Source organism: Rhodopseudomonas palustris (genome assembly GCF_007005445.1).
GTDB lineage: Bacteria > Pseudomonadota > Alphaproteobacteria > Rhizobiales > Xanthobacteraceae > Rhodopseudomonas > Rhodopseudomonas palustris_G.
Genome location: NZ_CP041387.1, coordinates 1,727,549 through 1,749,861, shown reverse-complemented (window position 1 = coordinate 1,749,861; position 22,313 = coordinate 1,727,549). Strand labels below are relative to the sequence as shown.

13 protein-coding genes are annotated in these 22,313 nt (G+C 66.0%); 6 read left to right on the top strand and 7 right to left on the bottom strand.

Going from position 1 to position 22,313, the window contains the following annotated elements:
• Positions 1-13: 13 nt before the first annotated feature.
• Positions 14-1,117, bottom strand: coding sequence for an anhydro-N-acetylmuramic acid kinase (locus tag FLL57_RS07910; RefSeq protein WP_142882606.1), 1,104 nt, complete (start codon positions 1,115-1,117; stop codon positions 14-16).
• Positions 1,118-1,274: 157 nt separating this feature from the next.
• Here FLL57_RS07910 and tyrS point away from each other — a divergent pair, with 157 nt between their 5' ends.
• The 3 genes from tyrS to FLL57_RS07895 all read left to right on the top strand — a co-directional run bounded on the left by tyrS (position 1,275) and on the right by FLL57_RS07895 (position 4,620).
• A complete protein-coding gene (gene tyrS / locus FLL57_RS07905; RefSeq protein WP_013502750.1) occupies positions 1,275-2,531 on the top strand; it encodes a tyrosine--tRNA ligase in 1,257 nt (418 codons plus the stop codon).
• 84 nt (positions 2,532-2,615) lie between these two features.
• The gene (locus tag FLL57_RS07900) at positions 2,616-3,833 is read left to right on the top strand and encodes an MFS transporter (protein ID WP_047309442.1); all 1,218 of its coding nucleotides are present in this window, start codon (positions 2,616-2,618) and stop codon (positions 3,831-3,833) included.
• 223 nt (positions 3,834-4,056) lie between these two features.
• Entirely contained in the window at positions 4,057-4,620 is a 564-nt protein-coding gene (locus FLL57_RS07895; protein WP_047309465.1) for a cytochrome b, read from the top strand.
• A gap of 41 nt (positions 4,621-4,661) precedes the next feature.
• Here the strand turns inward: FLL57_RS07895 and FLL57_RS07890 are convergent, their stop codons facing one another.
• The gene (locus FLL57_RS07890) at positions 4,662-8,381 is read right to left on the bottom strand and encodes a YhdP family protein (RefSeq protein ID WP_142882605.1); all 3,720 of its coding nucleotides are present in this window, start codon (positions 8,379-8,381) and stop codon (positions 4,662-4,664) included.
• A gap of 191 nt (positions 8,382-8,572) precedes the next feature.
• On the opposite strand from FLL57_RS07890, the gene FLL57_RS07885 reads away from it, so the two are divergent.
• Positions 8,573-9,181 (top strand): peroxiredoxin, encoded by a 609-nt coding sequence (locus FLL57_RS07885; RefSeq protein ID WP_080964223.1) that lies wholly within the window; start codon positions 8,573-8,575, stop codon positions 9,179-9,181.
• 93 nt (positions 9,182-9,274) lie between these two features.
• Positions 9,275-10,645, top strand: a complete 1,371-nt coding sequence (locus FLL57_RS07880; RefSeq protein ID WP_142882604.1) for a peptidoglycan DD-metalloendopeptidase family protein — start codon at positions 9,275-9,277, stop codon at positions 10,643-10,645.
• 149 nt (positions 10,646-10,794) lie between these two features.
• Here FLL57_RS07880 and prfB read toward each other — a convergent pair.
• From prfB to FLL57_RS07865, 3 genes are all read right to left on the bottom strand, one after another.
• Positions 10,795-11,926 (bottom strand): peptide chain release factor 2 gene (gene prfB / locus FLL57_RS07875; protein WP_142882603.1). Its coding sequence is split into 2 segments (ribosomal slippage): positions 10,795-11,856 and positions 11,858-11,926, totalling 1,131 coding nucleotides; the frame shifts between segments, so codons are not numbered across the junction.
• 110 nt (positions 11,927-12,036) lie between these two features.
• Positions 12,037-14,529: a penicillin-binding protein 1A gene (locus tag FLL57_RS07870; protein ID WP_041807894.1), complete on the bottom strand. Its 2,493-nt coding sequence runs from the start codon at positions 14,527-14,529 to the stop codon at positions 12,037-12,039.
• Between the two features lie 209 nt (positions 14,530-14,738).
• On the bottom strand, positions 14,739-16,049 hold the full coding sequence (locus FLL57_RS07865; protein WP_142882602.1) for an N-acetylmuramoyl-L-alanine amidase: 1,311 nt from the start codon (positions 16,047-16,049) through the stop codon (positions 14,739-14,741).
• A 699-nt stretch (positions 16,050-16,748) separates the two neighbouring features.
• Here FLL57_RS07865 and FLL57_RS07860 point away from each other — a divergent pair.
• Positions 16,749-19,916 carry an Rne/Rng family ribonuclease gene (locus FLL57_RS07860; RefSeq protein WP_142882601.1) on the top strand — a complete coding sequence of 1,056 codons (3,168 nt, stop codon included), beginning with the start codon at positions 16,749-16,751 and terminating at the stop codon, positions 19,914-19,916.
• 317 nt (positions 19,917-20,233) lie between these two features.
• On the opposite strand, the gene FLL57_RS07855 is transcribed toward FLL57_RS07860, so the two are convergent.
• Together FLL57_RS07855 and FLL57_RS07850 are read right to left on the bottom strand one after the other, a co-directional pair.
• Positions 20,234-21,571, bottom strand: coding sequence for a dicarboxylate/amino acid:cation symporter (locus tag FLL57_RS07855; protein ID WP_142882600.1), 1,338 nt, complete (start codon positions 21,569-21,571; stop codon positions 20,234-20,236).
• Between the two features lie 96 nt (positions 21,572-21,667).
• Positions 21,668-22,225, bottom strand: a complete 558-nt coding sequence (locus tag FLL57_RS07850) for a biotin transporter BioY (RefSeq protein WP_185966216.1) — start codon at positions 22,223-22,225, stop codon at positions 21,668-21,670.
• Positions 22,226-22,313: the final 88 nt, after the last annotated feature.

The following is a 22,313-nucleotide window of genomic DNA, read 5'->3' as shown; positions in this document are numbered from 1 at the left end:
GTACCGCCCGGCGCTAGCGCCGGGCGATCAGTCCGCCGGTCATCGGGAACGCGACGCCGGTCGTCGCCGGATAGGTCAGCGGCAGGCCCTTGAGCCCGCGCGCGGCAAGGAAGGCGAACGCCTGTGCCTCCATCGCGTCGGCCGACCAGCCCAGCGCATCCGCGGTCTCGACCCTCGCGGGTGCCAGCGCTTCGCGCAGCATCCGCATCATCGTCAGGTTACGCGCCCCGCCGCCGGTGACGATCCAACTCTGAGGCGGCTTCGGCAGCAGCGGCACCACCGCCGCGATGGCGCCGGCGGTGAACGCCGTCAGCGTCGCCGCGCCGTCGGCCGCCGGCCAGTCGCGCAAGGTCAGCCCGGCGAAGTCGTTGCGGTCGAGCGATTTCGGCGACGGCCTGGCGAAGAACGGATGCTGCAGGGCGTCGGTGAGCCACGTCTGGTCGATCGTCCCCTGCGCCGCCAGCCTGCCTTCGCAATCGAACGGCTTGCCGAGCGTGCGGAACATGAAGTCGTCCAGCAGCGCATTGCCGGGGCCGGTATCGCAGGCGATCAGCGCGTCGCTGCCATCGATATAGGTGACGTTGGACACGCCACCGATGTTGACGACGCCGATCGGGCCGTCACGGCCGAGCGACTGCGCCAGCGCGCGGTGATACACCGGCACCAGCGGCGCGCCCTGCCCGCCGGCGGCGACGTCGGCAGCGCGGAAGTCGCACACCACCGGCATGCGGATCGCCTTGGCCAGCGCATCGGCGTCGCCGATCTGCACGGTGAGCTTCTCGGCCGGCCGGTGCAGCACAGTCTGGCCGTGGAAGCCGACGATGTCGATGCTCTCCGGCGACAGCCGGTTCTGCGCCACGAAGGCGGCGACCGCCTCGGCATGGGCGATCGTCACCGCACGTTCAGCCTCGGCGAGCACGCCTGGCCGGGCATCGCGCGCCGTCAGTTGCACCGCTTCCGCGAGCGCCTGGCGCAGCAGGCCGCGCTCGGTCTCGGTGTAGGGCCGGTAGCCCGACGGCCCCAGCGCAGCGACGCGCCGTCCGTCGGTCTTGATCAGAGCGACATCGACGCCGTCGAGCGACGTCCCGCTCATCAGTCCGATCGCCGTCATCATCATGGCACGCGCCTTCTCTGGCCGCTGCGGAATGTCCAACTTGTGTCAAACACCTAGTTCTTATAATGCCACAGGGTAACGCGCCCGAAAGACTTTCCTGGACGTCGTCGTGCGCGATCTGCGCGATGCGTGAAATAACCGTGATCAGAGACCGATACAGATGACCGCTTTTAAGTCTGATTTTATGAATGTTCTCCAGAGCCGGGGATTCATTCATCAGATTTCCGACCCCGACTCGCTCGATGCGCTCGCGGCGAAGGGCGAAGTGGTCGCGTATGTCGGTTACGATTGCACCGCCGCGTCGCTGCACGTCGGTCATCTGCTCTCGATCATGATGCTGCATTGGCTGCAGGCGACCGGCAACAAGCCGATCGCGCTGATGGGCGGCGGCACCACGCGCGTCGGCGATCCGTCGGGCCGCGACGAGACCCGCAAGATCCTCACCTACGAGCAGATCGACGCCAACAAGGAGTCGATCAAGGGCACGTTCTCGAAGTTCATCAAGTTCGGCGACGGCCACAGCGACGCGGTGATGGCCGACAACGCCGAGTGGCTGACCAAGCTCAACTACATCGAGATGCTGCGCGACGTCGGCCGCCACTTCTCGATCAACCGCATGCTGACGATGGACTCGGTGAAGCTGCGGCTCGACCGCGAGCAGGAACTGTCGTTCATCGAATTCAACTACATGATCCTGCAGTCCTACGACTTCGTCGAGCTGGCGCGCCGTTACAAATGCAATCTGCAGATGGGCGGCTCGGATCAGTGGGGCAACATCGTCAACGGCGTCGACCTCGGCCGCCGGATGGGCACGCATCAGCTTCACGCGCTGACCTGCCCGCTACTCACGACGGCCTCGGGAGCCAAGATGGGCAAGACCGCCGCCGGTGCCGTCTGGCTCAACGGCGATATGCTGGCGCCCTACGATTACTGGCAGTACTGGCGCAACACCGAGGACGCCGACGTCGGCCGCTTCTTGAAGCTGTTCACGCTGCTGCCGATGGACGAGATCGAGCGGCTGTCGAAGCTGCAGGGCGCCGAGATCAACGACGCCAAGAAGATCCTGGCCACCGAGGCAACCGCGCTGATGCACGGCCGTGAGGCGGCCGAAAAGGCCGAAGCCACCGCGCGCACCACCTTTGAACAGGGCGGCACTGCGCAGGATTTGCCGAGCGTCGAGATCGCCCGCGCCGAGCTTGACGCCGGGATCGGCGTGCTGGCGGCGTTCGCGGAGAAGACCGGGCTGGTCGCCTCCAACGGCGAAGCACGTCGGCAGATCAAGGCCGGTGGCCTCAAGGTCAACGATGCGCCGGTCACCGACGAGAAGATGACGCTGACCGCGACCGATCTGTCGGCCGACGGCGTGATCAAGCTGTCGATGGGCAAGAAGAAGCACGTGCTGCTGCGGCTTGCATAGCCCCATTCGCGGCCCGGCCCTGCTCCTTTCCGACCAAAACGCGTTCGATAGCAAAAACGCGTTGTTGTTCGGGAAGGATCGCTCTTGGATCACCGTGCCTCGCGCACCGGCCTGTTCATTCTCGGCCTGTGCTTCGTGCTGTCGCTGCTCGGCCGCGGGCTCGGTGAGAGCTTCACCGTGTTCCTGCTGCCAATCTCGGCCTCGTTCGGCTGGGACCGCGCCGAGGTGGTGTCGATCTATTCGCTGACGGCGCTGTGCACCGGGCTGGCTTCGCCGCTGGTCGGCCGGCTGTTCGATCGCTCCGGTCCGCGCGCGGTCTATACGCTCGGCATGGTGCTGCTCGGCGGCGCCTTCGTCGTCGCGGCCTACGCCGAGCGGCTGTGGCAATTGCAGATCACGGTCGGCCTGTGCGCCGGACTCGGTATCGCCCTCACCGGCAACGTGCCGAACTCGATCCTGCTCGGCCGCTGGTTCGGCGCAAAGCTGCCGACCGCGATGGCGGTGGTGTATTCGGCGATCGGCGCCGGCGTCTTGGTGATGCTGCCGATCGCGCAGGTGCTGATCGAACGGGTCGGCTGGCGCGAGGCCTATCTCATGCTGGGCGGCGCGATGCTGGTCCTGCTGCTGCCGCTGTCGTTGCTGCCGTGGCGGCGTTTCGCCGCCGGCGCGGACGCCCACGCGCAGCGACCCCAACAGGATGCGGACGATGACGGCTGGACGCTGCGGAGCGCGATGCGCCACAACGCGTTCTGGGCGCTGTTCGCGACCTTCTTTTTCACCGCGATCGGGATGTATTCGATCGCAGCGCAGGTGGTGGCTTATCTGGTCGACGCCGGCTTCGCGCCGCTGCAGGCTGCGACCGCGTGGGGCTTTTCCGGCGTGGTGCTGGTGGCCGGCATGCTCGGGGTGAGTTGGCTCGACGGGGTGATCGGGCGGCGGCCGTCGATCCTGTTCTCCTATGCGGTCTCGATCACCGGCCTCGCGCTGCTCTGGCTGCTGCAATGGTATCCGAACCCGGTGCTGCTCGGCGGCTTCGTGATCTGCTTCGGCTCGATGATCGGCTCGCGCGGCCCGCTGATCACCGCTACTGCGATGAGTGTGTTCCGCGGCAAGCATGTCGGCACCATCTACGGCACGATCGCGATCGGCAGCGGCCTCGGCTCGGCGTTCGGCTCGTGGTGCGGCGGCCTGCTGCACGACCTGACCCAGAGCTACAACCCGGTGCTCGGCTTCGCACTGGTCAGCGTGGTGCTCGGCATGATTCCATTTCTGGTGGTGCCCGCCCTGCGGGAGCGACAATAAGCCGTTGTAATTGCAAGGCACTCGCAGCCTTCGGTCATGACTTCGCAATCCTCGCGTGGCATAGACCGGGCCATTGGCGGCCTCCCACGCCCGCGATCAGCAAAATGTGTTCGGCGGAATTGCGCTCGATCACATCGCTGCCGCCGCTCTGCCGGGCATCATCGTCCGGTGGGCAGCTCGCGCCGCGGGCTTCGACGTGCCGCGATTTTCCTTCGGAGATATCATGACGACTACAACCATCGCCTCCGCCGACAAACAACCCAGCGAATACGGGGCGCTCGCCGTCACCATTCACTGGGTGATCTTCTTCGCCGTGATCGCGCTCTTCGCCTCGATGAACTACGCGCAGGGGCTGGACAAAGCCGACCCGCTGCGCAGCACGATGTACAATTGGCACAAGGCGATCGGCACTGTGGTGCTGGGCCTCGCCGTGCTCCGGGTCCTGTGGATCCGGATCCACGGCGCTCCGGAGCTGGTGCCGTCGCCGCGCGTCACCGAAGTGATCGCCCGGATCAGCCACGGCCTGCTGTATCTGCTGCTGATCGCCCTGCCCGCCACCGGCGTCGGCATGACGCTGTTCTCCGGCCGCGGCATCGATCTGCTCGGCATTCCGCCGCTGTTTGAAGCCAACAAGGCAGTGGCCGGCGCGCTGCATGCGGCGCATGGACCGTTGTTCCTGGCCACCGTGATCGTGGTGTTCATCCACGTCGTCGGCGCGCTGTGGCATCAATACGGCCGGCACGACGCCACCCTCGGCCGCATGGTTCCGTGGCTGCGCCAGCGCTGAGAAGCGCCCCGGCGTTCTACCTACGCGAAAAGACGAGACGATCAGTTGGGCGGCGCCGGGAAATCGGCGCCGCTGTTTTGTCGGCCGGTGTTGAACTCGAAGATCTTGCGCAGCACGCCCGGCGCCATCGCCGAGATCGGATTGACCCGCAGCACCGGCTTGCCCGGGGTGCCCACCACTTCGTAGGTGACGCCGATCAGGCCCTCGTTGCTGCCGCCGCCGAGGAACAGGCCGACGATCGGGATCTGCCCGAACATGTTGTTCAGCCCGTACATCGGCACGAAGGTGCCGCTCATCCGCACCTGGTTGGCGGGGTAGTCGATCGAGCCCTCGATGGTGGCGCCGATCGTCGGGCCCTTCACCACGCCGTCGCGAATGGTGAGCGTGCCGTTCTGGCGGCTGAACTCGGCGCGCAGCCGCGAGAACGACAGTCCCTGCGGCGTGCCGCCCGGAGCGCCGGCCGCGACGCGATCGAGCGCCGCCTCGCCCTTGACGGTGAAGTCGCGGACATTGATCAGGCCTTCCTTCTCGCGCGGTTCGGCTGTCGGCGGCTCGACCGCCAGCGAGAGCTGGCCGCCGTACATCTTCGCGTAGCTGTCGGTGAAGCGGAAGAACGCGCCGGCGTCGTTGGTCTCGAGATAAATCACTTCGCGGCCCTGATTGCGGCCGCGCAGATCGGCGGTGATCGGGGTGTCGCGACCGAGTTTGCCGGTCATGTTGAAACTGCGGATCGCGCCGTTCCGCCGCGTCGTCTTGACCTCGAGGCTACGCACCGCCTCGCCGTAGAAGCCGGCGACCGCACCGAACTTGAGGTCGAGATCGAAATCGATGCTCTTCCCCTTTGAATCTGCGGAGCTGCCCGACAGCGCGGAGCGGATGAAGCCACGGCCGTCGAACACATCTCCGCGCATCACCGCCTTCAGCACGCCGTCGGTGCCGCGGTCCGCCTTCAGCATCGCCTTGTCGCCTTCGGACGGCGAATACACCGGGAAGTTGACGTTGATCAGGTCGCCGTCGGGATCGACTTCAAGAGAGCCCTTGATCAGGGTGCCGCCGCCCTCGACGGTGACGTCGTCGAGCCGGGTCGATTGCGGCTTGCGCACCACGTTGAAGGCGGCCTTGCCGGGCTTGCCCGGCTGCTTGCTCCACCCCGGCAGCAGATTGTCGATCTTCACCGGCGTGAGATCGGCTTCGATCGCGAACTTGGAATCCTGTTCGTTATCGCCGATCTTTCCGTTCAGCTTGACCCCGAGCGGACCCGAGAGACCACTGCCGAGATCGGCTCCGAGCCGCGCGCGGCTGGCGTCGTCGAGCGTCGCCTGCAGCTTGACGTCGGCGTCGCCGTCGACCGGCTTGCGATAGTCCAGCGCCGCCGCCTGGCCGTTGATCTTGACGTCGCCCTTGACCTGATAGCCCTGGTTGTTGGCGATCACCTTCAGCGTATTGGCTTCGAGCTTCTGCCCCATCGCCACCTTGTCGGCAGAGAATCCGCTGAGGTCGGCGGTAATCGAATAGCTGGTGTCCTGCTTGGTCAGCTCACGCTGGATCGGCATGCCGAGAGCGACCTGCGCCGAGACGTTGCCCTTGCTGGTGTTGGGATCGATCGGCAAGGCGGCCGCATCGCTGAGCCGGCCGGAGGCGAGCACTTCGGCGACCCCCGGAACCGGACCTTCGAGCTTGAACCTGATCCGCGACGGCGCCGGCTTCGGCGCCAGATCCGGGACCTCGAACAGAATGTCCGACAGCGCGATCTTGCGACCGCCGTCCGTGTCCGCATTGGCCTGATTGATCGCGACAGTCGCCGTGCGGCCGGTCACTCGCACCCGCATGTCGGCATCCTTCACGGTCGGCATGCCATCGACCGGATAGATCGTCGCGCCGCTGCCGAGGATATTGACCAGCAGCCCCTCGTCCGGAATCGGCGGGCCGCGCCGCGACAGGTTTTTCATCGGCGAGTTAATGGCGATGTCGATGGTCTGGATCGAACCGGCGCGGATGCGGTCGTTCACCCATTCGCGCAGTTCCGGCACGATCAGCACCGGCCACATCCGTTTCAGCGCCGAGACCGACATCGGCGTGCCGGCAAGACCGAGCGTCAGTCGCGGCTCCCCGGAGTAATCGATGCTGCCCGATCCGGCGACGCCGATCTCGCCGTTGCTGACGTCGGCCTGGGTCAGCAGCACGCGGCGGTTGGCGCCGTCGAACCGGACACGCACGGCGATCCGGTTGAAGATCAGCGGGCTCTCGTTCTGCGCGCCCGGAAGAACGATGGTGCCGCCGGACAGCCCCAGCCGCCAATCATTGACGCTGCCGTTCGGAGGCTCCAGCGACGCCAGCAGCGTCACCCGGTTCGGGCCGGCCAGCACCTTGAACGGCGCGATCAGCACCCGGCGATTGGCATCCCATTCGAACGAGGTTTCGATCTGATCGATCGCCATCGGATAGTCCGGGGTGTCGAAATCGATCACGGTGCCAGCCCCGGCAGTCAGCTTGCCGCGGAAATAGGTCGGCACGCCGTCGCGGCCGACTTCGCCTTTGAAATCACCCGTGAGTGGAAAATCGGCGCTGTAGGTCAGGTTCTTCAGCCGCAGCGCCAGGAGAACGGTGCGGGTCGGCACTTGGTTGGCATGCAGTTCGACCGCGCGTACTCCGTCTTGGGCCGCCCCGACCTGGACTCGCAGCGACCAGGCTTTCGTGCCCTCCTCGCCGATACTCAGCGCCACGCCGCCATGGCTCGGCCGGCGCAGGCTGAGGGAGATGTTCTCGAACGTCCAGCGGTTGCCCCGCTGCTCGTCCTCGACCACGAGACTTCCGTTCTTGAGCCCGATCTCGTTCAGGTTCTGACCATCCAGCCCCGCCATGCTCAGGCCGTCGAGCCATGCCAGCCCGGCCAGCATGCCCTTCATCGGGTCCGAAGAGTTGTCGCTGCCTGGCGCCGGCGTGGCGGTCGCGGACGACGAGCCGTCGGGAGTCATCGGCGTGGCGGCCGGCGGCGTGGATTCGGTGGGCAGCTTGAATTCGGCCGGGCGGCCAGTTGGTGCGACCCCGGTGGCGAGCGGCCGCGCCGTGGCCCCGGTCGACACCGTCACCCGTCCTTCGGGATCAATCCTGATTGCCAGTTCGGCGCCGACCAGCCGCAAACTCTCGGCGCGGAGCCTGCCCATCAGCAACGCCGAGCCGGACAATCGCACCTCCGCCTTCGGCGCGGAGGCGATGACGACATTGTCGCGGTCCCGGACCACGATGTCTCGAATTCGCACCGCGACCCGAATCCGCCCCGCGCGCTCGATCTGGGTGCCGCCGATTTCCACCGTGTTGCCGTGACCGATGTTGTCTTCGATCGCGTCCGCCAGCCACGGCGTCACCATGTCGAGGTTGATCGGACCGGCGCCGAGCCGAAGCCACACCCCGGCGAATCCGGCCACCAGAACCATGCCGACGATCGCCAGGGTCAGCAGCGTCCGCTTCAGCCAAGGCGCCGCGGGCGTGCGGCGGCTCGACCAGTCGTCGATGGAATGCAGGCCGAGGTTGCGACGCTTGAGCAATTTGCGAGCGCGATACCGCGCGTCTTCGTCGTGCTCGTGATCCCACTGGCCGCCTTCGTGCCAGGTGGGGTCGTTGCGATCATGGCCGGCGTGCGGGTCGGACTGGTCCGGCGTCGGATGTTTGGCCATTGCCTCTCGTTGCACGCGCGCGTGGGGAGCCTGTTGGTCGCGGGAAGGATGTGCGCCGTCGCGCAGGATACGCTCCTGTGGCGGCATTGCTGCCTGTCCTCGCTTGAACCTCAACTCGCCGCCGGCCCAGCGGGCCCATTGAACAAACGGGGATGGTCGGTACGCCGAATCCCTGCAACCATACCCCGAGGTCGACGGATTTGCCCAGCAGCGGCGAAATCGCATCGCGCCCGGCGATGATCGATGTTGACCTTTCGAAAGCGACGAAAGGAAGGCGCATGTCCAAGCCGACACCCAAGAAACGGTCCAAGGAGACCGCCGCCAAATCCCCCAAGGCGACGACCAAGACGGCGGCGAACAAGGCTGCGGCCAATTCGCCTGCCGCCAAAAAGACCGCGAGCAAGACCGCTGCAACTGAACCGGCCGGCCTTGCCGAGGGCAGCCAGGCGCCGGCCTTTACGCTGCCGCGCGACGGCGGCGGCAAGATCTCGCTCGCCGACTTCGCCGGCCGCAAGCTGGTGTTGTTCTTCTATCCGAAGGCCAACACGCCCGGCTGTACCCGCGAGGCGATCGACTTCACCCGCCTCGCCGCCGATTTCGACGCCTGCGGCACCGCGGTGCTCGGCGTTTCGGCGGACACGGTGAAGGCGCAGGATTCCTTCCGCGACAAGCATCGGCTGGCGACTCCGCTGCTCTCCGATCCGACCCATGCGATGCTCACAGCCTATCGCGCCTGGGGCGAAAAATCGTTGTACGGCAGAACGTTCGAAGGGATCATTCGCACCACGGTTCTGATCGATGCCGAGGGCCGCGTGGCGCGGGTCTGGCGCAAGGTGAAGGTCGACGGTCACGCCGATCAGGTGCTTGCCGCAGCGCAATCTCTATAGTTTTCATTTTCTGAAAATTAACTATGCGGGGGTCAAATCGCCCCGCGCTTCGATCGGATCCGCAGCCAGCTTCCGGTCAGCGCGGGAGTTCCGATGTCTTACCGTTCCGGCCATCCATCAGCAGCGCTGCATCCTCACGCTCACGACCAAGCCCGCCCCGCGGCGCCGCGCCCGGCACGCCCGCCTCGTCCTGCACAGCGACCGGCGCCGGCGGGCAACAGCTATACGATCGCCCACGCCGGACGTCAGGTGCGGATCGGCCCTGTGCTGTTCTGGATCGCTGTCGGCAGCATCGTGCTGCTCGGCTGCTGGACCGCAGCCACCGCCACCTACTTCACATTCCGCGACGACGTGCTGACCCGGCTGATCGCCCGCCAGGCCGAGATGCAGTACGCCTATGAGGATCGCATCGCCGAGCTGCGGGCCAAGGTCGACCGCACCACCAGCCGGCAACTGCTCGACCAAGAGCAGTTCGATCAGAAGCTCGAACAGATCATGCGGCGGCAGTCGCTGCTCGAATCCCGCGCTGGTGCCCTGAGCGCGCTGCCCGACGTCGCCGTTACGGGGAGCATCAAGCCGGCCCGCACGCCGTCGTTCGATATCGAGACGACCGGCCGGCCGAAGCCCTCGCCGATCAACGACACCGTGATCTTCGTCGCCCCTCCCGATCGCGAAGCGCGGCTGCAATCACGCACGCCGCCGGCCGCGATCGAGCGTGCGCCGACTCAGTACGCCCAGGCCCAGGGCGTCGAGACCGTGCTGACGCGGCTGCAAACGTCGCTCGACCAGGTCGAGAAACAACAGATCGCAACCCTCGGCGCGGTCGAAGAGACCTACGAATCCCGCGCACGGCGGATGCGCGACGTGCTCGGCAATCTCGGCCTCAACAGCCGTTCGCTCGAAGCGTCGGCGCCGCGTGGCGGCGTCGGCGGCCCGTTCGTACCGGTGCGTGCTCCCTCGGCCAACGCGTCGAGCTTCGATCGTCAGCTCTATCGCATCAATATCAGCCGCGCCCAGGTCGACCGCCTCACCCGCGCCCTGTCGCTGGTGCCGTATCGCAAGCCGGTGCTGGGGCAGGTCGAGTTTTCGTCGGGATTCGGCGTGCGCACCGATCCGTTCCTCGGCCGCCCCGCCATGCACACCGGCCTCGACTTCCGCGGCTCGACCGGCGACCCGGTCCGAGCCACGGCGATCGGCAAGGTCGTCAGCGCCGGCTGGGCCGGCGGCTACGGCCAGATGGTCGAGATCGACCATGGCAACGGACTGACGACCCGCTACGGCCATCTGTCGAAGATCATCGCCAAGGTCGGCCAGCAGGTCAGCATCGGCCAGATAGTCGGCGAGATCGGCTCCACCGGCCGCTCCACCGGCCCGCATCTGCACTACGAAACCCGCATCGACGGCGAAGCCGTCGACCCGCAGAAGTTTTTGCGGGCGGGGGTGAGGCTGGCGGGGGCGGGTTAGTAGTCGACGAAGTATTTACAAACGGACCTCGCTATCAGCGGTCCTTCTAGCCAGACTACCTGCTGTCAGCGACAGCCACCGACAGACGCACCATCTATGCAAACGAACACCGATTTCATCCATCAACGCCTGAACGAAATCTCTCCGAACTAATCCACGTCCTCCACCGCCCCCGGTCCGCCGCCGAAGGCGCGCTGGGCCAGGGTCGCGGCCATGAACTCGTCGAGGTCGCCGTCGAGCACGCCGGCGGTGTCGGAGGTCTGCACGCCGGTGCGGAGGTCTTTGACCATCTGATACGGCTGCAGCACATAGGAGCGGATCTGGTGGCCCCAGCCGATCTCGGTCTTGGCAGCCTGGTCGGCGGCCGCCTGTTCCTCGCGCTTCTTCAACTCGATCTCGTACAGCCGGGCGCGCAACATATCCCACGCCTGGGCGCGGTTCTTGTGCTGCGAGCGGCCGGCCTGACAGACCACCGCGACGCCAGTCGGGATGTGGGTCAGGCGCACCGCCGATTCGGTCTTGTTGACGTGCTGGCCGCCGGCCCCGCCCGACCGCATCGTGTCGGTGCGGACGTCGCTTTCCTTGATGTCGATCTTGATGCTGTCGTCGATCACCGGGAAGATCTGCACCGACGAGAACGAGGTGTGCCGGCGGGCGTTGGAGTCGAACGGCGAGATGCGGACAAGGCGATGTACGCCGGCCTCGGTCTTCAGCCAGCCATAGGCGTTGTGACCGGAGATCTGAATCGTCGCCGACTTGATGCCGGCCTCTTCGCCCTCGGACTCTTCGAGATACTCGATCTTGAAACCGTGCTTCTCCGCCCAGCGGACGTACATCCGCAGCAGCATCGAGGCCCAGTCCTGGCTCTCGGTGCCGCCGGCACCGGCGTGGACTTCGAGGTAGGTGTCGAAGCGGTCGGCTTCGCCGGACAGCAGCGCTTCCAGCTCGCGGCGCGCAACTTCTTTCTTCAGCGCCTTGAGCGCCTCTTCGGCTTCCTTGACGATGCCCTCGTCGCCCTCGGCCTCGCCGAGCTCGATCATGTCGATATTGTCGGTCAGCTCACGCTCGACCTTGCCGATGCCGGTCAGCGCATCCTCCAGCGAGGTGCGCTCCTGCATCAGCTTCTGGGCCTTCTGCGGATCGTTCCAGAGGTTGGGATCCTCGGCGAGCTTGTTCAGCTCAGCGAGGCGGACGGTGGACTGATCGACGTCAAAGATGCCTCCTCAGCAGCCCGACTGACTGCTTGATCTCTTCGACGAGGCGTTCGATTTCTGCGCGCATGGGATCTCTTCGGAAGCGGCGATGCCGCGAATGCTGAGACGCGATTTAACGGGCGACGCGGCAAAGCGCAATCGCCCGTTGGGCTCGAAGCCGCATCTACCCTGGCTGCGTCAATACAGACCGCCGGTGCCAGGGCGGAAAAAACCGCGATCGTCGGGCGGCGCCATCTGCTGCGGCTGCCGGCCGTCGGCGTCGGCGACGCCGATCACCGCGTAATTGTCCGGCGGCGCAGTGCCCGGCTTGAAAGCCTCGAGAATGGTGCGGCCATCCCCGGGGCCGGCGCGCATCCCGCTCTTGGCATCGACGCGGATCAGCTTGATGCCTGCCGGCACGCGGAACGGCACCGCCGGCTTGTCGGCGAGCGCCAGCTTGAAGAAGTCCTTGGCGACCGGCGCCGCGAGATGGCCGCCGGTGGCGCCGCGGCCGAGATTGCGCGGTTTGTCGTAGCCGAAATAGATGCCGACGACGAGATCGGGCGAGAATCCGATGAACCAGGCGTCCTTCTCGTCGTTGGTGGTTCCGGTCTTGCCGGCGATCGGCTTGCCGACCTCGCGCAGAACCGTCGCGGTGCCGGCCTGAACCACGCCCTCCATCATCGAGGTGATCTGATACGCGGTCATCGGATCGAGCACCTGCTCGCGGCGGTCGACGAGCTGCGGCTCCTGCTGGTTCTTCCAGCCATCCGGCGCCTCGCAGCCGCGGCACTCGCGCTGGTCGTGCTTGAAGATGGTGCGGCCGTAACGATCCTGGATGCGGTCGATCAGGGTCGCCTTCACCCGGCGCCCGCCATTGGCGAACATCGAATAGGCGGTGACCATCCGCATCACCGTGGTCTCGCCCGCGCCCAGCGCGTAGGACAAATAGTTCGGCAATTCGTCATAGACGCCGAAGCGCTTGGCGTATTCGCCGATCAGCGGCATGCCGACGTCCTGCGCCAGCCGCACCGTAACGGTGTTGAGCGAACGCTGCAGCGCGTTGCGCAGCGTGGTCGGGCCGTAATATTTGCCGGTCGAGTAGTTCTCCGGCCGCCACACGCCGACGCCCTGCCCCTGATCGATTTCGATCGGAGCGTCGATCACCACCGTCGACGGGGTGTAGCCGTTGTCCATCGCCGCCGAATACACCAGCGGCTTGAACGACGAACCGGGCTGCCGATACGCCTGGGAGGCGCGGTTGAACTGGCTCTGGTCGAACGAAAAGCCGCCGACCATCGCCAGCACGCGGCCGGTCAGCGGGTCCATCGCCACCATCGCCCCCGACACTTCGGGGATCTGCCGAAGCCGGTATTGCCCCTCGACCATCTTGCCGTCCTTGTCGAGCAGCGGATCGACGTAGACCACGTCTCCCGGCGACAGCACTTCCGACACCGTCCTCGGCGTCTTGCCGCGCGACGGACCAGCCGCAGGCTTGGCCCATTTGACGCCTTCGAGCATCACCAGGCCGGTCTCGCGTTGCTTGGAGATCGCTCCGCCGAGCTCGCGGCCGGGCTGAAAGCCGATGCGGGCGGACTGATCGGACGTCTCCAGCACCACCGCCATCCGCCACGGCGTGACGTCGGCCAGCGCCTTGACGTCGGCGAGCTTGACGCCCCAATCCCCTGCGATCTCGAGCTTGGTGACCGGCCCGCGCCAGCCGCGCGCTTCGTCGTAGCGGACCAGGCCTGCGACCATGGTCTTGCGCGCCTCGATCTGCAGCTTCGGATCGAGCGTGGCGCGCACCGAGAGGCCGCCCTCGTAAAGCTTCTTCTCGCCGTAGCGATCGAGAATGTCGCGGCGGACCTCCTCGGCGAAGTATTCGCCGGCGAAGGTGTGGGCGGCATTGCCACGGTTGGTCACGGCGAGCGGCGCCTTGCGCGCCTTGTCGGCGTCGGCCTGGTTGATCCAGCCATTCTCGACCAGCCGATCGATCACATAGTTGCGGCGCTCGACCGCGCGGTCGTGGTTGCGGATCGGATGCAGCGCCGCGGGCGCCTTCGGCAGCGCCGCCAGATAAGCCGCCTCGGATACGGTCAGTTCGTTGACCGACTTGTCGAAATACACCAGCGAGGCCGCGGCGATGCCGTAGGCGCCGAGGCCGAGATAGATCTCGTTGAGATACAATTCGAGGATCTTGTCCTTGGAATAGGCGCGCTCGATCCGCATCGCCAGCAGGGCTTCCTTGATCTTGCGGGTGAACGACACCTCGTTGGTCAAAAGGAAATTCTTGGCGACCTGCTGGGTGATGGTCGAGGCGCCCTGCGGCCGGCGGTTGGTGCCGATGTTCTGCGCATACAGGAGCGCGGCGCGCGCCATGCCCTGATAGTCGATGCCGCCGTGTTCGTAGAAATTCTTGTCCTCGGCCGCGAGGAACGCGTTGATCACCAGCTTCGGCACCGCCTGGATCGGCAGATACAGCCTGCGCTCCTTGGCGTATTCGGCGAGCAGCGAGCCGTCTGCGGCGTGAATCCGCGTCATCACCGGCGGCTCGTAATCCTGGAGCTGCGAGTAGTCAGGCAGATCCTTGGAGAAATGCCAGATCAGGCCCGCGGCAGCGGCCACACCGACCAGAAACACGATCGTGCCGGCCGCGAACAGGAAGCCGAAAAATCGCAGCAGCAAACGCATCAGAAAGTTCCGTTTCATCCAGGGCCGCGCCTTGCGGCGGATGTCCCTTGACCGAGAATTCCGCCGTTCGCAACCTGAGGCGGCTTGCGCCACCGGGCGGGGCCCAAACTGCAATCGACCGCGCGAACCGTGCAGCCTGTCTTATAAGACTTACGCTGTGGCCAAACTAGGGCCCGGCCAGGCCACGTCCCGCACCCGGCGAGGCGGTTTCAGCCCGGCGGGCCGGCCGAAACCACTCGCTTGCTCAGAAACGATTCGATCGCATTCGCCACCGCCCCGACGGTCTTGCTGCGCCATTGTTCGGACAGCAGGTGCTGCAGGTCGGCCTTGTTGGAGACGTAGCCGAGCTCGATCAGCACCGATGGGACGTCCGGCGCCTTCAGCACCCGGAAGCCGGCCGATTTCAGCGGACGCTTGTGCATCCGGGTGGTGGCCTTCATGTCCTTCATCAATTGCTGGGCGAATCGATTGGAGAAGGCTTTGGTCTCGCGCTGCGCCAGATCGATCAGGATGTCGGCGACCTCGGTCGGCTCCTCGGTGAGATTGACGCCGCCGATCGCGTCGGCCTTGTTTTCCGCATCGGCCAGCCGCTGTGCCTCGGCGTCGGACGCCTTGTCCGACAGGGTGTAGATCGTCGCCCCCTGGGCGTCGCCCTCGCGCCGCGGCAGGGCGTCGGCGTGGATCGACACGAACAGCGCCGCGGATTGTTCGCGCGCAACCTTCACCCGGTCGGACAGCGGAATGAAGGTATCGTCGGCGCGGGTCAGCACCACCCGGAATTTGCCCTGCTGCGCCAGCCGGTCGCGCAGTGCGACGGCGAAATCCAGCACGATGGTTTTTTCCGCGACGCCATCGGCCGATTGGGTACCGTTGTCGATGCCGCCATGGCCAGGATCGATCACCACCACCGGACGCGGATCGTCGTGCTCGATCTTGGGCAGCGGCGCGCTGCGAACCACCGTCGCAGTCGTATCGCCCCCCGCCACGCTGGGCCTTAGTTCAGCGACGCTCCCCGCGGTCTGCAAGGCCTGCATGAAACTGCTGCGGTCGATCGATTCGAGATCGATCACCAGCCGCCCCGGTTGACCGTTGGCCGGTTCGAGCACCTCGACCTTGGCGATCTTCGCCGGTCCGGTGAGATCAAGCACGATTCGCGAGCCGCCCGGCATCACCAGCCCGTAGCGGAACGCCTTGATCAGGCCGCGCCCATTTTCCCCAGCCCCCTTCGGCAGCCTGAAATTGATCTGGGGAAGGTCGATCACCACACGAAAAGGGTCCGCCAGAGCAAACGCACGGAGCGGCACTTTGGTATCCAAATCGACGATCAGGCGGGTGTGATTATCGTCACCGGCGATACGCGCGTCCGATGCGATCGGAAAACTGGCCGGAATCGGCGCGACACCGTGTGCACTCGGCTCGGCGAGGGCCGGAGCGATCGCCCCAGACATCAGGCACAGCGATGCTGCAGCGCACGCAACCATCGCACTGAACAAAACAAAATGATTTGCGCGCCGTGCCAAACGAATCCCAACCTCCCGGAAGTCGTTGTACCGCAATAAAACTGCACGGTTAATCGGAGCTTAAGTGCCTCGGAATGAAACCTGCGGGGTGTTGCCAGGCCGCGACGCTCACCTTGCAACCGCCACCCAATCCACGTATGTATTTACTGCTGACGGTCTATACTACCGGTTGTGTCGCGTTCAGCCACTCGGTGCAGCGCCAAGTCCCCGATCCCAAACCCGGAGGATTTTGCGTTTTGCCGGCCCCTCCGAGCCAGCGCAGCGCGCGGCAGGTCAAGGAGTGCCGGCCCAGCCCGAAAGGCGTCCGTCCCCGGGCCCTCTCTCGTACCCGGGACGGTTCAACACTTCATGACCGGCCACATCCGGCTCACCGGCCGAATGCCTCACTCCGGCTTAGCGCCTCGGCGCGGAGCCGGCCCATCAGCAAGACGACACGGCGGCCGATCGAGCCGCCACCTGTTCAGACGGGCCGACGCTTAATGCGCCAGACTGCGATGCCGAAACCGACCCACGCAAAGGCCGCGCCGCCGCGAAGCATTTGCTTCGCCTCGCGCGTCGCCTCGGGTCTTCGACCGGCACGGCACACCGCGATGCGTTTCGGCCTTCCCCTCACCCCCGAATCAGGTGGACCGTCGCGTCTGCCGGCCGCGCTGCTTGCGCGAGCCGTTTCGCGCGCGCTCCGCCGACATGAGTTGAAAAATGGCCAACAAGATGCTGATCGACGCCACCCACCCGGAAGAGACCCGGGTGGTCGTGGTCCGTGGCAACCGCGTCGAAGAGTTTGATTTCGAAACCGCCCAGCGCAAACAACTTCGCGGCAATATCTATCTGGCGAAGGTCACCCGGGTCGAACCCTCGCTGCAAGCCGCCTTCATCGAATATGGCGGCAATCGTCACGGCTTCCTTGCATTCAGCGAAATCCATCCCGACTACTATCAAATTCCGGTCGCCGACCGGCAGGCCCTGATCGAGGCAGACGAACGAGCCCATCGCGAAGCCGAAGAGGAAAGCGAACAGCGCTCGAGCCGCCGCCGCTCGCGCCATCGCAGCCATCGCCGCCGCAACAACGGCGAGCGGGTGCAGAGCGAGATCGTCGAAACCAGTGCCGATCAGCTTGATGCCACGGTCGATCAGCCCGATGCCGTCGTGGAGCACCACGAGGCGCAAGAGACCGACGCGTCCGCCAGCGGCGAACCGTTGATGCACGAGCTGCCGGCGGGCGAGATCGCCGAGCAGCACGACGCAGACCACAAGCACACCGATGTCGACGCGGCGCCGTCCGAAGCGCCCGCTCCGTCTCCTGCGGAGGTGAGCGCTGCGGCCGAGCCCGCCGCTGTCGAACAGCCCGCGGCCGGCGAGGTCCCCGCCTTGTTCGTAGCCGCGGAGGCTACCGCGTCGCACGAGGAAGAGACGCACGGCGACGATCACGCCGAGACCCGCGCCGGGTATGCCGAGGACGCGCCTTTCCCGATCGACGGGAACGACGAAGCCGAGGATGGCCACGAGGCGCACGACGATCACGCCGAGCACGAGCCTGAGACCGACATTGATACTGATACCGAGACCGAGGCAGGAGCCGAGGACGACGAAGAAGAGGACGACGAAGAGGACGCCGAGGAGGACGTGGTCGAGTCGGTCGGCGGCGACGACGTGCTCGAGGAAGTGCCGGAACGCGCCTTCCGTCCGCGCCGGCAGTACAAGATCCAGGAAGTCATCAAGCGTCGCCAGGTGATGCTGGTGCAAGTCGTCAAGGAAGAGCGCGGCAACAAGGGCGCGGCGCTCACCACCTACCTGTCGCTCGCCGGCCGTTACGCTGTGCTGATGCCGAACACCGCCCGCGGCGGTGGCATCAGCCGTAAGATCACCTCGGCGCAGGATCGATCCCGGCTCAAGGAAGTGGTTCAGGACCTCGACGTGCCGGAAGGCATGGGCGTGATCCTGCGCACCGCGGGCGCCGCTCGCACCAAGCCCGAGATCAAGCGCGATTTCGAGTACCTGATCCGGATGTGGGAGACGGTGCGCGACGTGACGCTGAAGTCGCAGGCGCCGATGCTGGTCTACGAGGAAGGCTCGCTGATCAAGCGCTCGCTGCGCGACCTCTACAACAAGGAGATCGACGAGGTGCTGGTCGCCGGCGAAGCCGGCTACCGCGAGGCCCGCGATTTCATGCAAATGCTGATGCCGTCGCAGGTTCGCGCGGTGAAGCTGTATCGCGACGGCCAGCCGCTGTTCTCGCGGATGGGCGTCGAGAGCCAGCTCGACGCGATGTTCTCACCGACTGTGCAGCTTCGCTCCGGCGGCTACATCGTGATCAACCAGACCGAGGCGCTGGTCTCGATCGACGTCAATTCGGGCCGCTCGACCCGCGAGCACCATATCGAGGACACCGCGCTCAAGACCAACATGGAGGCTGCCGAAGAAGTCGCGCGGCAGCTCCGGCTGCGCGACCTCGCCGGCCTGATCGTCATCGACTTCATCGACATGGACGAGAAGCGCAACAATCGCGCGGTCGAGCGCAAGCTCAGCGACTGCCTGCGACAGGATCGCGCCCGTATCCAGGTCGGTCGCATCTCGCATTTCGGCCTGCTCGAAATGTCGCGCCAGCGCATCCGCGCCAGCGTGCTGGAAAGCTCGACCGAGCCCTGCCCGCATTGCGGCGGCTCAGGCCATGTCCGTTCGGTATCCTCGGTTGCGCTGCAATTGCTGCGCGGCCTCGAAGAGGTGCTGATGAAGGGCGCGACGCACAATCTGATCGTGCGCACCCGCACCGACGTGGCGCTGTACGTGCTGAACCACAAGCGCGGCCACCTGCGCGATCTCGAGACCGGATTCAGAGTGTCACTGTCGGTGCTGGCCGATCCCACCGTCAGCGGACAGCAGTCGTTCGTGATCGATCGCGGCGAACAGGTCCACACGCTGGAGACCGCCAAGGCGCTGCTCGCGGCGCAGATCGCCGCCTCGCCGGCGCCCATTGACGAGCCTGAGGACGACGACGGCTACGAATTCGAAGCCGAGATCGAGACCGACGAAACCGTCGGCCTTGCCGACGAGCAGGCCAGCGAAGCCGGCGACACCGACAGCGAAAACCGCAAGCGCCGCCGCCGGCGACGACGCCGACGTTCGGGTGAACCGCGCGAGGCCGCCGAGGCCGGTGCAGTGGGCGAAGACGGCGAGCAGCCGTTCGTGGCCGAAGGCGTCGAACAGGTCGGCGAAGCTGACGAAGGCGACGAGGCCGGCGACGACGACAGCGAGACCGAAGTCCGCGCCGACCAGGGCGAGAACGGCGAACGCCGTCCGCGCCGCCGCGGTCGCCGGGGTGGCCGCCGCCGCCGTGGCACTGCGGATGGCACTGAGGCCGAGGCCGGCGTGGTCGGCTCGATCAGCGACGAGCTGAACGCTGCAGACGAAGCCGAATCCGCCGATGCGGTCGCCGACTTCGATGGCGGCAGCCCGTCGGTGCAGCCGAGCTTCGAACCGGCCGCCGAGACCGAACAGCCGCATCACGTCGCGCCGCAGGATACTGCGCCGTCCGAACCGCAGCATACGGCAGCCGCCGCCCCCGATGCCAACGACGCGTCGGCCGAGGACGACAGCGCCGCGAAGAAGGCTGCGCGTCGCCGCTCCACGGTGCGCGAAAAGGTGAGCTTCGGCGCCCCGGCCGCCTCCGAAACGACGGCGGAAGCCACAACCGAAGTGCAGCCCGAGCCGACCGCTGAGGCCGAGCAGCCCGCCGCGGCCGCGCCTGTGGCAGAAGCCCCGGCCGCCGAGGCCGCCCCGCAAGCAGCCGAGCAGCCAGCGCAGGAGTCCTCCTCTGCCGCCCCGCGCCGCGTTGGCTGGTGGTCCCGCCGCTTCGGCGGCGGCAACTAAGGCCGCCATCAAGACAACAGCTTCAAAAATGCCCGCGCACGCCGCGGGCATTTTCATTTCCGGGATCGGTGATGAGATCCGCGCCCGGCTGCGCTGCATCAGCTTGATGAGCCTTGACACTCCGCTCATCATGCCCGGGCTCGTCCTGGCCATGACCAAGTAAGTGACCAACCGGCCATCATCTTAATAGGTAGCGAATTCTCTACGACTACCGGGTCGCGTTGTCGGACTAACAGCCCCCACCCAAGAACACCGATGCCCGCGGCGAACGCGGGCATCACATGATCAAAATCAAAGCCAGTATTGCAGCGCCGGCGTCAGCCGGTGGTGACGGCGGTCTCGACGTCGGAAGGATCGATGCTGCGATCGAGGCTGGCGCATAGCCGGTCTTTGTCGAGTTCGCCCTCCCACCACGATACGAACACCGCGGCGACGCCATTGCCGGTGATGTTCGTCAGCGCGCGAACCTCGCTCATGAACTTGTCGATCGAGAACACGATCGCCATGCCTGGCACCAGCGCTGGGTTGACGGCCGCCAGCGTGCCGGCAAGCGTCACGAATCCGGCACCAGTGACACCGCTGGCGCCCTTCGAGGTGAGCATCGCCACCAGCAGAATCGCGACTTGGTCACTGAACGACAGCTCGATACCGAGCGCCTGGGCGATGAACAGCGTCGCCAGCGTCATGTAGATGTTGGTGCCGTCGAGGTTGAACGAATAGCCGGTCGGCACCACCAGGCCGACTACCGACTTCGAACAGCCCAGCCGTTCCAGCTTCTCCATCAGTTGCGGCAGCGCGCTCTCCGACGACGAGGTGCCGAGCACAATCAATAGCTCGTCCTTGATGTAGCCGATGAACTTGAAGATGTTGAAGCCGACGAACCTGGCGATGGTGCCGAGCACCAGCACCACGAACAGCGCCGCGGTGGCGTAGAACAGCGCCACCAGGCCGATCAGATTGCCGAGCGCCGCAGGGCCGTACTTGCCGATCGTGTAAGCCATGGCGCCGAACGCGCCGATCGGAGCCGCCTTCATCACGATCGCGATCACGCCGAACACGGCGTGCGCGGCGTCGTCGATCACGTCGCGCAGCCGATGGCCGCGTTCACCGAGCGCCATCAGCGCGAAACCGAACAGCACTGCGAACAGCAACACCTGGAGGATATCGCCTCTCGCGAAGGCGCCGACCACGCTGTCCGGGATGATATGCAGCACGAAGTCGACCGAGCTCATGTGGCCGGCCTGATCGACGTATTTTGCCACCGCGCCGGCGTCCGGCCTGGCGGCGAGACCGTGGCCGACCGGAAACAGATTGCCGACCACGAGGCCGAGGATCAGCGCGAACGACGACACGATCTCGAAATACAGCAGCGCCTTGATACCGACGCGGCCGACCTTGCGGGCATCCTGGATGTGGGCGATACCCGACACCACGGTGCAGAAGATGATCGGCGCGATCACCATCTTGATCAGCTTGACGAAGCCGTCGCCGAGCGCCTTGATCCATTCGTTGGTGGCGAAGTGCGGCGACAGCCAGCCGACCAGCACGCCGACCACGATCGCGAACAGCACCTGGACGTACAGCACCTTGTAGAACGGCTTCGACTTGCCGCTCTGCGGCAGCGCCAGTGCATCGATATCGGTCGTCGCCGACATGGCCATCACTCCACTCGCTTGATGCCTGTCGAAGAATGTGACGTTGCTGACCGACCGCAGGCAGACCGGCCAGCCAAGTCGATTGACTTTGAACCGTCAGCGTTGGCGGTCGAGGATGCGGCGCATCGCGGGTAACAAGGTCGCGCCAAGCGCGGACTTGACCAGCGAGCCGGCGAGGAACGGAACCACACCGATCCACCAGGCCTTGGCCACGCCGAGATGCAGACCGAAGGCGAGCCAGGTGAAACCGAGTGTCAGGATGGCGAGGTGGCCGGCGAGCATCGCTGCGAACAGCTTCGGCACCGAGCGATCGCAGCCGCGTTCGGCGAACCACCCGACCAAGACTGCGGCGACCACGAAGCCGCCCAGATATCCGGCGGTCGGGCCGAGCAGCGGCGCCAGTCCACCGACCGGGCCGGCGAACACCGGCAGACCGACGCCGCCCGAGGCGAGATAGGCGAGTAGTGTCGCGGCACCGAGCTGCGCGCCATAGGCGGCCCCGATCAGCACCACCACCAGCGTCTGCAGCGTCATCGGTACCAGCGGCAGCGGCAAATTGACCTTGGCCGACAGCGCCAACAATAGCACGCCAGACGCGACCAGAACGATCGCCCGCAACCAGACAGAGAATCCGCCCGAGTGCTGCGGCCACAAGCGAGCAGCAAGCACTGCGTGGCCGCCGGTGCACGGCGGCGCGGACGAACCGAGCGGCAAGGGAATTCTCCCGGGAGAAATTAGTCGC